Here is a 12420-nt window from a genome sequence, read left to right on the forward strand (position 1 = left end):
GGGGTCACTATCAAGAGTCCTTTTCATGAGTTTCCAGCAAACAACTCCGCTTCACTGGAACTGGATTCGTTAATCCTCGCATCAAGGTGACCGCAATGATAGATGTTGCCAAAGATTGCATTAGGATGCTTTGAAATTTCCGCGTATACTTTATGCAATTTTGGCAACCTTTGGCAACTTGCTTGAGGTGTCCTGGGTTTTGTTCTTGTCTGTTTTGGGAGGATTGGAACATGTCTAAGGGGTATTCGCGGGAGTTTAAGGATCGTGCGGCGAGGATGGTTGGTGATTGTCTGTCTGATGACAGGTCGTGTACACGGTGGCGGGCTAGCAGAGGGATTGCTCCACGCCTGGGTGTGTCTTGAGTCGTTGCGTCGCTGCTACGAGCAGTCATTGATTGACACGGGTCAGCATCCTGGGGTTACCCGCGAGGAACATGAGGAGATTAAACGTCTCAAGCGTGAGAACGCTGAACTGCGGCGAGCTAACGAGATTCTCAAGCTTGCTTCGGCTTTTTTTACCAAAGAACTCGACCAGCCCGGGATGAGATAATTGCGTTTATTGACCAGTATCATGATTGTTTCTCGGTCGAGTGTATTTGCCGGGTCTTGAACGAACACATGGCTGGTGGGTTTATTACTTCTCGTGGCTATCGTCTGGTCAAGAAGCGCCCGCCAAGTAGCCGAGCCTTGCGTGACGAGGTTTTGGTTGGTGAGATGCGTCGGGTTTTCGAGGAAAATTATCGGGTGTACGGTGCGTAAACTGTGGCACGCGATGCGTCGGGAGGGCTGGAATATCGGTCGTGACCAGGTAGCACGGGTTAATGAGGATTGCTGGGATTAGTGGGGTTCGTCGCTCTCGTAAACCGGTCACTACCCGCCCATCGTCCACGCCTGATACTCGCCCGGACTTGGTTCAACGCCGGTTGAGCTCCAACGCGCCGAACCGGCTGTGGGTTGCGGATATCACCTATGTGCCTACCTTGTCCGGGTTCGTCTATACGGCCTTTGTGACTGATGTTTTATAGCCGGAAAATCGTGGGTTGGGCTACCAGGTCGACCATGCAAACCGAGGAACTTCCGCTAGAAGCCCTCGAGCGGGCAATCATGAACACCAAAGATATCGCTGGTCTTGTTCATCATTCCGATCATGGTTCACAATACACGAGTATTAAGTACAGTGAGAAACTCGCTGATTACGGAATCAAGTCTTCTACCGGAACCGTGGGTGATAGTTATGATAACGCCCTGGCCGAGACAGGCAACGGCTTGTACAAGACCGAACTTATCTATTCCCAGGCCTGGCTCATGCACCGAGGTTGAATGAGCCACCATGAACTGGGTTCACTGGTGGAACAACACCCGTCTCCATGAATCCCTCGACTACACCACCCCCGAGGAACTCACCACAAACCATAATCAACACCGGGTCAGAAAACTGACCCCCGCATAAGAAACGGAACAAAACCCAGCACGCTTCAACTAGTAAATTCCGGTACCATTTGCCGGTAGGGTTAATACGATTGCGTACTCTCTGAGCGCTAAGAAGCTGAGCGACCTGTTTTTCTGCCGTAAAGAATTCAGCGGAAACCAGCCGCCCAGCAGAAACACACGCTGTCGCCTAACACGTATAAAGGAGCTGGTAGTTGGTAAACCAGAAGAAAGTCTCAATCTATGATATTGCCGCCAAAGCGGGAGTCGCTGCCTCGACAGTTTCGCGGGCGTTAAGTCGACCTGATAGGGTCAGTTCTGACACTGCCTCACGCATTTTTGAGATTGCAAAAAGCCTGGGATATGAGCGCAATGGTGCCGCCTATTTCGATACCATGAACTTGTCTAGAACCTTGGTGTTCGTAGTAGCGGATATTGCCAATCCCATGTACTCCGATGTAATTACCGGCTTCCAACAGACAGCCTTTACTTCGGGCTACGCCACGTTAATAATTAACACCGCCGAATCCGAATCATTGGAACGGGTCACTATCCAGCGCGTAATCTCCCGGGTAGATGGGGTGGCTTTGGCAGCTTCTCGCCTGGACACTGGTTCTATTAACAGGATTGAAAAGCAGCGTCCTTTAGTGTTGCTAAACCGATATTTACAGGGGCACACCTGCGTGATTCCCGCCACCGATCGGGGAATCGCCCAAGTCTGTCGATATCTGCGCGACCTGGGACATCGCAGGGTGCTCTACGTGTCAGGGCCGGAAATGTCATGGGCCAACGCCATGCGATGGCGGGTTTGCTCTGAGAGTGCCCCGAAATTTGGTTTGACGGTTTCCCGGACACCACACATGACTCCAGATGATTCTTCCGGCATTGCGGCTTTCGATTTTTGGTGTGAAAACGGGCGTCCCAGCGCGATTTTGGCCTTCAATGATTTCATTGCGGCGGGGTTTTTGCGTGAAGCGAAGGCGCATGGGATCAAAGTGCCAGAAACGGTTTCGGTTATCGGCATTGACAACTCTAGCTTGGCCACTCTGGTCACGCCGGAGTTGTCTTCGCTGACTTCGGCTTCACTAGAGATTGGCAAACGCGGAGCGGAGGCTTTGATTTGGCAAGTAGAACACCATTCTCTGCGGGAGCGCCGCTTGTTCCGCGAGTCTATCGAGTTTGTTCCCCGAGGCTCCACCGGCCCGGCTCCGGCGCAGTAAGCTGAGTCGGAGCCGGGCACAGGAAACCAAGTCGGAATGAATCCGTCGGTGGAAAATCAATGCTTGCGGGCATGGCGGCGAGCCACGGCACGGGAGTGTAAAATCAGCAGCGCCCAGTAGCAACACAATTACCAGCTTGGCCACTTCCGAGTTTCACACTATATGTACTGCTTTCACCCTGAAAGTGATGCAGATTATAATGTACCTTGCCCAACTCGACGAGATATGTAGTGATATAACCCGCATTGTAAATGAGTGGTAACTGCGGCAGATTGCGGTTACCAGCTTTATAGCGCCATTTGTACACAATAAGGTCTTCCACGTTGAGGGTCTTTGTGGAACCGTGCTCGTATTTTAACGTAGCCACCCCTTTGTCTATAAGTGACTTCGGCAGCATTTTGGTTAGCCTTCTTAATCTTTTTAATCTTTGCTATCAGCCCGTCTTCTTCCCAACCTACCAGGTAGTAGGGATTGAATACTGGTTTTTCAGTGGACTTATTCGGTTCTTCACTGTTGGTGGATGCTCATAGCACTGGCGCCTTTCACCCAGTACGTTAACAGCTGTGAATTTCAGGTCAACAAAACCGCAGCACACGGCGGTATTGGTAAAATCCGAGGGAGCGGGACTTTCAGGTTTGGGGCACTTGCAATCAGATAGTCTTGGCTGTTGCGGGGTCGGCTGCGGATTCGGTTGCGGCTGCTGGGGAGCGCCCGGCTACTGCGAATCAACGTTCATGGTTTGCTTCGGACCAAAGGCGACCTTTCTTGCTGTCAGACAGAGTAACCGTGACGGTACCGTCATTAGAGACCTCGATAAGGTCATGACCATCGGAATCCTTGGCGAATTCACAATCCGAATTAGCAGCCCTAATCTTCTCGATTCACTTCCACGACGGTGGTGCGCCCATCACCCCAAACCTTGATCACGCTCTTTGATTTTGTCGTTGCTGTCGCCATTGGCGTTATTCTTATTCGCATCGTTAGCGGTGCCCTTAACCTTATCGATTTCACCCGGAATCAACGCCTTTGCGGTCACGCACCTTGGTCAGCGTCGAGTCTTTTAGCTGCCACACAGTCTCAGGCTGTGTGAAGGTCACGGTTTTACCGTTTGGAGTAATGACAATTGCCACGCCACCGCCCATCACCGATGATTTTATTTGGAGTGAGCTGCAGGTGCGAGTTAGCCTCGATAATCTTCCGAATAACCTCATTCTTTCCCCCTGGTCAAGACTGTTTTTATTCTTGACTCGGGTTAGCTCCGGTTACTGGATAATGGTGTATTCCCATAGGTATTCACCAGTTTTTCCGCCTGCTTTCAAAGTAAAATTAACATCACCGTTATCGGCTACAGTAGAACCATCGCTCATTTTGCTATTATTATCACGGTTTCAGCTGCTTTTAAACTGCGATTTTTCGTTATCAGCCAGATGGTCACGGCCGCTGCCCGGTCGCCCGCGCCAAGTTGCCGGGAAGCCACGGCGGTCGTGCCGTATACCAAGAACAGACACAGCCCTGCGACCAGCACATTCACGGAGGACGCCAAGGTCAACCCAGCCAGTTCAGTGGTGCCCAGGTGACCTATCATCGCGGAATCGGCCAGCACCATGAGGGGCTCGGCCAACAGCGACCCCAGCGAGGGCACCGCGAGCCCCAAAATACGGCGGTTCAGGGATTTCCCGTTAGCCGTTTTATCCACGTCTTCGACGCTGCCTTTAGCCCCGCTTTCATCCTTGCCTGGCTGATTCCCTCGCCGTTTAGTGTTCACAGCCTCATTCTATCGGCAGGGTTTAAAGATGAACCACCCGGTCTTTATACCCCTAATCAAAATCCTAGTCATAACACCTGTCCTCCTATCGAATCAAACAGAAGAAAACCCAGACCAGTTCATATTCTTGTCGGTTACCCAGTTACCCCCAACTCTTAGCAACCCGAGGCACCCCAGGCGCATCTAGGAAACTCCGGGGATGCCACAGAAAAAGATGGAGGCTGGCAAAACCAGCCCCCATCAACTAAGGAGATGACAACTACAGTATCACGTTATTTGCCCAGACGACCTAGGTGAGCGCGCAGGAACCAAGCCTGCTTTTCCAGCTCGCGAGCCGTCCCAATCAGCAAATCGGAAGAAAGCGGGTCAACATCATCCACAGCCGGGATGAATTCCTTCATCTTGTTACTGACCGCCATTAAAGCCGCCTCGTAGATCTCGTACCCCTTCTTTACCTGGATGTAGCCCTTGTCCAGAGGCTTCAACACGGTAGTATCCGCAATAGTCTTAGCGCGACCATCCGGCTGACCCCCAATAGCCACCAGGCGCTCTGCCAGGTCATCGTAAGAAGTGCGAGCCAAAGTAATAATGGTATCCAGGAACTCGTGCAGCACCTGGAAACCCTCCCCCTCTAGGTTCCAGTGAATCTGCTTGCCCTGCAATGCCAAAGCGCTCAAATCCACCAAACCCTGCTGCAGCGCATCTTCGACAACTTTGTTGCTCATATTTTTCATCCTCCATTTACTTCTAGATTTTGTTGACATTTGTTATCATAGACCACCTTTGTTGGTATAGCAATAGGTGTGACCTGGGACTTCGTTTAGCCTTAGGTGAGCGTTTCCTGAATTCCACGACTCCCCAGGCCAGCGCAAAACCGCAGGTAGGTTCACCTTTCCTAACGCCTATCACCTGGAGTTTTACCAGTCGGTTAGGGAAAAGTGGGTTAGAGGACGGCGATGCTCGCTCGACCGGATTGACCCGCTAAAAAGATTCGATTTGCTTTTTAATTGTCCTGACAAAAAGCGGGTCTAGGCCTGCCGAAACCGGGTCAGCCAGAGAACGCCGGAGGATTTTCAAAACCCCAGGCTACCGGCTTGCAGACAAACCCGGTTTACCCAGCCGCAGGAATTTGACCATGTCGGGGGTACCCAGAACCTGGCGGTCACAAGTAAACACGGCCGCTGCGACGTGGTGAGCCACACACAAATCCAACCCGGCCTGCGCCCCCAGCAACAGCACCGCCGTGGACACAGCCTCCGCCGTGATTCCGTCCTTTGCCACCACCACAGCCAGAGCTACGTTGGATTGGGCGGGCTGGCCAGTCAGCGGATTTACCAGATGCGTAACCCAATCCAATCCCGGCTCAAGTTCTTGCGCCGTCCCGGACAAGGACACCGACCCATTGCAAAGTTCCAGGTAGCCCACCGGACTAGGCGTACCCACCCAAGGAGAACGAATCCCAATCCGCCACGGTTCGTTTTCGTCGGCGCGAAACGCCAACGAAGACGAACCCAGATTCACCATAATTCGAGACTCAGAATCAAATCGAGAATCACCACCCGAGGCACCCGCCTTACTCGCCTCGCCAGCTACCACGCCCGCCCCCGCAGCCGCGCTGGTTCCACCGGACTCATTCTCCCCCCGGGTCGCCTTACAGAAATCCAGACAGGACTGTAAGGCCAGGTCAGCGGCCACACCTTTGCCGATGCCGCCCAAATCCAACTGCCGACCCGCCCCCACGCAGGCCATCCCCGAATGCAGTATCAGGCCATGCCCCCGGCTCACAGCCGCGTCAATATTCCCCCGTCGAAAATAAAATCCAGAACTTTCTTCGACAGCACCACCCGCAGATTCGCCCAAATTCAGCTCGGGATTAGGTCGAATCGTTTCACCCCCGCCAGCCCCCACATAGGCCACGTCGAACAAGCCCCCAGTGGCGCGCTGCCAGTATCGCGCACCGACCAGCAAATCCCAGGTTTCCGGACTGACTGCCATAAACGCGCCCGGATGTCGGTTCAAAACCGAAATCTCTGAATCAGGCAAAAACCGCGACCACTTGGCCTCCAGTCCGCGCACGATTTTGGCTATCTGTTCACCGCGCGCATCTGCACCCGGAAACTGCAGTGTGCCCACGGTTCCCATAGCCGCGAAACTATAGGTGTCCACAGGCAAAGCCGGAGCCTCGCTCACAGCCAGCCCCCGCAACGGGCGAAAGCCGACGAAAGCTCAACTTGCCAAAACCTCATAAAAGCAAAACCCGTCTAACCACACTTGCCCAGCGCGTCCTCGACCGCTGACTGGAACAAACCGTGGGAAATCGAAGCCCCGGCAATCACCTCAACCTTGTCCGCATCCGAAGTCTCCACAAACTTCTGGGCGTACTGCGGCTCCGCCCCGACCGCACGTTGGGCACGCTGATAAAATTTGCCATCGGTGTGCCCCGTGGTGGTTTTGCCGTACTCCCCGTCGTGGGGTCGTCCGTGTTCGTCAATTACCGTGAACTTCGCGGTGGTCACTTTCTGGCCTTTAACCGTGAATTTGATGAGGGCGTGCTGCCCATCAGGGGCGGGCTGCGACTGCCCTTCGTAGGTGCCGTCCTTACATACACTCGCATCCAGGCTTTGCGAACACCCGGTCAGCACAGTGCTGGACACCGCCAAAGTCAGTGCCCCCAAGGCCGCCGCTTTACGCGTGGGTTTCGGTTTCTCGTGACTCACTTTTCCTCCTTGGTCGACTCTGTTTCATGAGGGGCTTGCCCGGAATCCGCGCGTAAATCTGGCGAGGCGCCGGACTGGTCCGGCGCATCGCCGGCTGGCACCTCATGAATCCCCGAAGAACCATCCCCCGAAGAATCCGCACCAACCGCACCAAAATCCCCCAAGCGAGCCTTGCCGCCCTGCTTCGGCGCCGGATGACCTTTGATTTCCTTGGTAACCCGCCCGTGATCAAGCAAAATCTGGCGCGTCCCCTGGCTGGCGACCGTCTGGTCGTGGGTCACCACAATCAGGGTCGTGCCCTCGTCATGCAACTGGTGAAAGAAATCAATCACAATCTGTTCATTGGCTTCGTCCAGGTTACCCGTGGGCTCGTCGGCCAAGATAACCTCCGGGTGGTTAATCAGCGCGCGCGCCACGCAGACGCGCTGCTGTTCCCCGCCCGAAAGCTGGTGGGGCAAGTGGGTCGCGCGCTCACGCATCCCAATTCGGTCGAGTGCCGCCAAAGCTTCCTTTTCATCTGGAATCGAGTGGTAATACTGCGCCAACATCACGTTCTCTACGGCCGTGAGATGCTTGACCAGGTGGAACTGCTGGAAAATCAGGCCAATCTTTTGGCGGCGCATCGTAGCCAGGGCAAGCTCGTCGAGTTTATCCAGGCGCATCCCATCCAGGGACACCGTACCCTTAGTTGGGGAATCCAAGCAGCCCAAGATATTCATCAAAGTGGACTTGCCCGACCCCGAAGAACCCACCACCGACAGCCATTCCCCGGTCTCTACCTGCAGCGACACGTTATCCAAAGCGTGCAGGTCACCATAGATTTTAGAGACACCGTCAACAATGTAGCCACCCATAAATTATTCTCCTCCCAGAACATAAGCCGGTTGAATCTTTACAATTCTTCGTGCCGGAATCATCATCCCCACCACGGTAATCAACACCGCGAAAATAATAGTCAAAGGCCACCCGGCCTTCGAAGCATCAATATCCATCGCGAAAGCCTGGTGGGTGACGAACTTCGCAATCCAAATCCCGGCCGCCGAACCGATAATCCCCCCGACCAGACCGGTCAGGATTGACTCGCCAATAAACTCGACCAGGATTTGCTTGGGCATCGCCCCCAAGGCCTTTTTGAGCCCAATCTCTTTGGCTCGTTCATTGACCATCGTCACCAGGGTCGTGGACACCCCAATCAAAGTCAACACCGAAATAATCGAAGATACCAGCCAAATCAGGGAACGCAGAATCGAAGTCAGATTGTCCTCCGACTTCGAGATGCGCCGAACCTCTTGGGCGCTGGCGTTATCGGGGTCAACCTGAGACAAGGCCGTCGTCGCTTTCTTTAAGTCCTCTGAAGAACCCGGAATCGAGAACTCCACCACATTGGCTGACGGCGGTTCTTGCAAGAACTTCGCTAAAACATCCTGGTCCATCACAATCAGGTCGTCCTCGGCACCCCCAGTGCGTAAAATCCCGGAAACCCCGAAGTTTTTGCTAAAGTTTTCGTCCTTCGGTGATGTCAAGGTCATGCGGCTCTTGAGCGCCAAACGGTATTTCTCGGCCGCATTAGACCCCACCAGGATTTCATCTTCCGCAGGGAGCTTGCCCTCTATTTTCCAGTAAGACCGCACCTTTTGGGAATCCGCCATGTTTGTGCCCAGTACTTGCACCGACTGCTGGCCGTAAAGCACACTGGCATAGCGGTAACCCGCCCGCCCCAAAAGCTTCGTTTGGGTCTGGTGCAGTGCCCGGTCAATCTTAGGCATCAAATCCGCGCGAATCAGGTTACTGCCAGTCGGAGTCATCACCACATTCGCCCCGTAAGACCGCAACTGGTTCGCCAACTGACCCGGCACGGTATAGGCCAACAGCAACAAGGCACACAGAGTAGCCGAACCGGTGGCAATCGAAAGCAAGGCAATAAAAGTGCGGGACAGGCGATGGATAAACGCCTTAGCCACAATGCGCAGATACATTCTTCGTCTAGTCATTTTTCACCGTCTTTACCTGCCGTGCAGCACTTCCGTCGGGTTCAACTTCACCAACGAGCGGATAGCCGGCAGCGACCCCACCAGCACCGTCGCTAAGATAATCAAGGCCATAAGCGGAATCACCATCGGGCGCATATTGATAGACGACTGGAACACCAGGTAGCCCACCAGCTGTGCCAACCCGAAACCACCCGCGAAGCCAACCAAGCCGCCCACCAACCCCACAATCAGAGTCTCGGTGACAATCTGGCCAGCAATCGCAAAGTTTCGTGCGCCGATGGCCTTCATAACCCCGATTTCCTTGGCGCGCTCCATCACCGAAGCCGTCACTAGGTTCGCAATCCCCAGCGAGGAAGCCAAAGTGGCTAAAACCGCCACCATCAGCATAATCAACTGGATTTTCTCCAGGATAACGCCTTCACTTTCCGCGATTTGTCGCACTGGCTTGGCCGAGGCATTGTGCATGACTTCCTCTAACTGATAGGCAATCGAAGACACATACGATGTGCAATACCAGGTTTCCCAATCCTGAGCTGACAAGGAAGACGGGTCTTGGGCGGCACGCTTAGCCAGCTCATTTTCCGGGGTCGTGATGGCGCGTACCTCGATTTTATCAACCTGACCCGCACGGTTAGAGAGATCCTGGGCGGTCTTAAGCGTAGTGAAAACCTTGTTTTCTTCGTCATCCCCGGAGGTGAAAATTGCGGCCACCTGGAAATCCCTAGCCTGGGATTCCGTACCGAAGTTGACCTTATCCCCGACCTTCCAGCCCATCAGGGAAGCGACTCGTGAACCTGCCACCACCAAGTTATCGTCACCATCGCTGGGAAGCTTCCCGTCAAGCTGCCACCAGTCACGCAAGTTAGCGGTGCCGGTGGTCACTTTTTCGCCGGTGGCCGAAATGAAAGTCTTTTTCCACCACGTGCCCACCACGTCGACGGGCGCACCGTCACGAGTAGCGGCCGGGACATACAGATAAGGCGAAAAATCCGTAATCGCCAAAGACCAAAAGATTTCCTTGATTTTCGGAAGATCTGTTTCCTGCAGTGCCCCGTGAGTCGTGGTGTTGTCGATGTTGTACAGGGAGGACACCGCCGCCACGGACTGGGGCAAAATCTCGATGTTAGCGCCGTAAGACGTGAGTTCCTCGTTTACCTTATCCCCCACGTCCAGCATCACCGCCAGCATTGAGGTGGTCAGGCTTGCCCCCAGCGCCACGGTGAGCGCAATCATGAGGCGCGCTTTGAATTGACGCCCCAGAGCCCGAAAAACGATACGCAGAAAAAAGAACATAGCCTCACCTAAAAACGTCCTCGAACTGGGACAGTTCCTTTACACTGAACACCAGCGAGTCCTCGGTCTGTTTGTAACTGATGGGGATGGGATTGCAGCCGCCCTTGAACCCGATGGTCTGGGTGTTCATCATCACGTCGCAACGCGAACAGATAACCTTGCCGTTGCGTTCGTAATACCCGGCATTACCACAAATTTCGCAAGCGTCCAGTCCGGTGCCGAAGGAAACCTGGTTCTTTTTGATGACGATGAAACGAATCTCGGTGCCGGTGTCGGTCTTGTAGGCGAAGCGGTGCAAGTGCCCGTCGGACACCAACTTGCGGTCGACCTTAATCTTGTCGCCTTCCACTACCGAAGGTTCAATAGGTGAGAGTTCAGGTTTCGCCTCGGCTCGGGTCTTCCCGTCGGTGCAAACCCAAACCAGTGCCGCCCCGAAAGCGATAGAGGCACCGAAAAATTCGCGGCGGGACAACACATCAGCCCGGTGGAGGCGCACCTGAGCGGGATTGAGTTTTTTACCCTTGATAGACGGAACCTTCAGGGCAATGACCCCGGGCAAAGCCGCCACTAGCGCCATCGCCAGCAAAGTCAAAACCAGGTGCTGTTGGAAGAACAGCACCATGTTGAAAACAAAACTTAGCCTGGGCAACATTCGCGCGTTGGAAAGAATGTTGTAGATAGAAAAGGACTTGGGCACAATCACAACCAGCAACACCAGGGTGGTCAAAATATTGCACACCCGTCGGCTCATATGCCGGTAAGAACGGGCAATCACCCAGGCGCAAGCCAAGGCAAGCAAGGTGCCACCAGCGAAACCCACCAGTCGCAAAATAGACTGGGTTTCAAAGGCAGAAGTCCCCATCAAAACGATTGAATCAATGCTCAGGAAATACGGCAGCGCAAAATAGAAACCCCCAATAGCTAGGAACAGCATCGAGGTTACCGCGAGCAAACGATGCCGCCAAGTCTGGTCAATGAGGTGTAGCTGACGCGACCCCAGAATCCACAGACTCGCGGTAAAAACCACCACCATCAGTAAAATCAACAGTCCAGCCCAGACCTTGATGGCGGGCAGGCTAATCCAGGGCGTGTTCAGACGCAAATACGCGATAACTCCCGCCACTCCTAAGCCGAGCAGACCGAAAAACCAGGTGATAAGCCCCATGCGCCGACGTTCCATCGGCGCATGGGGTCTGTTCACGAGTGCTAACACTACGGTCAGCATCAGGGGCAGGAGATCCAGTACAGAAGATACAAAGAGCTTCAGCACTGTATTATTCCTTTCTGTTCCCTATTAATTCTTGTTTGGAGTGGACGGTCTTAAACCAGGTCGTGGCTCCACTCCCAGTTGTCGAAGGTGACCTTCAAGGGATCCTTCCAGAAGCGACCTTCCACAGCAGAAGAGTCCTTACCGGTGTGCAGCATCCAGTCGTTTGCCGGGGACGGAATGGTCAGTTCAACCTTGTATTTACCGTCGGGCAACTTGATGTTGTTACCGTAGTGCGGGCCGTCGTTAGCAATCATCGGCATCAGGGTACCTTCGTAGCCAACAGCGCCGGTATCCTTGTTAATAATCTTGGCATTAATCTTAAGGTAGGGCATGAAGAGGTCGCCATCGTAGCCGATCTTCTTGGCCTCGTCGTTGGTCTTTACGTCAACCTCGAAGTGCATATCGGATTCAGAAGCCGGAGGCATCGCCATGGAACCCTGCTCCAAGTCAATAGCCTGGAAGAACACGGCGTTCACCTGTAGCATGCCGGCTTTCTGTTCGCCAGAGTCGCCCACCGGTTTTTCCTCGATACCAATGAACCCTGGAGGCAGTGGCTTCTTTTCTTCTTCTTTATCGCCCTCGTCGCCTTCCTTCTTTTGCTGGTCTTCACAGTTGCAAGGTTTGCAGTCATCCTTGCCACCGCTGGCCTTAGTATCCGTAGACTGACCACAGGCGCTGAGCGTAAAAGCCACGCTCATAGCCGCCAGTACAGCCAATAGTCGCTTGTTCATAGACAA

Annotated in this window: 11 protein-coding genes and 2 pseudogenes; 2 read left to right on the top strand and 11 right to left on the bottom strand. The window is 53.9% G+C overall.

The window, feature by feature from the left end:
- The first annotated feature begins 230 nt into the window (after window positions 1–230).
- Both F4555_RS06905 and F4555_RS06910 read left to right on the top strand, forming a co-directional pair.
- Window positions 231–1449: pseudogene (locus F4555_RS06905) on the top strand (IS3 family transposase).
- A gap of 193 nt (window positions 1450–1642) precedes the next feature.
- Entirely contained in the window at window positions 1643–2647 is a 1005-nt protein-coding gene (locus F4555_RS06910) for a LacI family DNA-binding transcriptional regulator (protein ID WP_004018519.1), read from the top strand.
- A 907-nt stretch (window positions 2648–3554) separates the two neighbouring features.
- Here F4555_RS06910 and F4555_RS11245 read toward each other — a convergent pair.
- The 11 genes and pseudogenes from F4555_RS11245 to F4555_RS06955 form a co-directional block, all read right to left on the bottom strand.
- Entirely contained in the window at window positions 3555–3683 is a 129-nt protein-coding gene (locus F4555_RS11245) for a hypothetical protein (RefSeq protein WP_255312880.1), read from the bottom strand.
- Window positions 3655–3777, bottom strand: a complete 123-nt coding sequence (locus F4555_RS11250) for a hypothetical protein (RefSeq protein ID WP_255312879.1) — start codon at window positions 3775–3777, stop codon at window positions 3655–3657. The genes F4555_RS11245 and F4555_RS11250 overlap by 29 nt, the downstream gene beginning before the upstream one ends.
- Window positions 3778–4079: 302 nt before the next feature.
- Window positions 4080–4343, bottom strand: a pseudogene (locus F4555_RS11255) (MATE family efflux transporter); the annotation flags it as partial.
- Between the two features lie 341 nt (window positions 4344–4684).
- Window positions 4685–5146: a Dps family protein gene (locus tag F4555_RS06920; RefSeq protein WP_039885876.1), complete on the bottom strand. Its 462-nt coding sequence runs from the start codon at window positions 5144–5146 to the stop codon at window positions 4685–4687.
- A gap of 352 nt (window positions 5147–5498) precedes the next feature.
- Window positions 5499–6602 carry an FAD:protein FMN transferase gene (locus F4555_RS06925; RefSeq protein ID WP_115325903.1) on the bottom strand — a complete coding sequence of 368 codons (1104 nt, stop codon included), beginning with the start codon at window positions 6600–6602 and terminating at the stop codon, window positions 5499–5501.
- 71 nt (window positions 6603–6673) lie between these two features.
- Window positions 6674–7129 (bottom strand): hypothetical protein, encoded by a 456-nt coding sequence (locus tag F4555_RS06930; RefSeq protein ID WP_004014367.1) that lies wholly within the window; start codon window positions 7127–7129, stop codon window positions 6674–6676.
- Window positions 7126–7983: an ABC transporter ATP-binding protein gene (locus tag F4555_RS06935; protein ID WP_004011871.1), complete on the bottom strand. Its 858-nt coding sequence runs from the start codon at window positions 7981–7983 to the stop codon at window positions 7126–7128. Before F4555_RS06935 ends, F4555_RS06930 begins: the two co-directional genes overlap by 4 nt.
- A 3-nt stretch (window positions 7984–7986) precedes the next feature.
- The gene (locus F4555_RS06940) at window positions 7987–9120 is read right to left on the bottom strand and encodes an ABC transporter permease (RefSeq protein WP_004014368.1); all 1134 of its coding nucleotides are present in this window, start codon (window positions 9118–9120) and stop codon (window positions 7987–7989) included.
- A 12-nt stretch (window positions 9121–9132) separates the two neighbouring features.
- The gene (locus F4555_RS06945; RefSeq protein ID WP_115325902.1) at window positions 9133–10413 is read right to left on the bottom strand and encodes an ABC transporter permease; all 1281 of its coding nucleotides are present in this window, start codon (window positions 10411–10413) and stop codon (window positions 9133–9135) included.
- 4 nt (window positions 10414–10417) lie between these two features.
- On the bottom strand, window positions 10418–11683 hold the full coding sequence (locus F4555_RS06950; protein ID WP_004011868.1) for a Fe-S-containing protein: 1266 nt from the start codon (window positions 11681–11683) through the stop codon (window positions 10418–10420).
- A 50-nt stretch (window positions 11684–11733) separates the two neighbouring features.
- A complete protein-coding gene (locus F4555_RS06955) occupies window positions 11734–12414 on the bottom strand; it encodes an iron transporter (protein WP_004018501.1) in 681 nt (226 codons plus the stop codon).
- Window positions 12415–12420: the final 6 nt, after the last annotated feature.

Source organism: Mobiluncus mulieris, assembly GCF_014204735.1.
Taxonomy (GTDB): Bacteria; Actinomycetota; Actinomycetes; order Actinomycetales; family Actinomycetaceae; genus Mobiluncus; species Mobiluncus mulieris.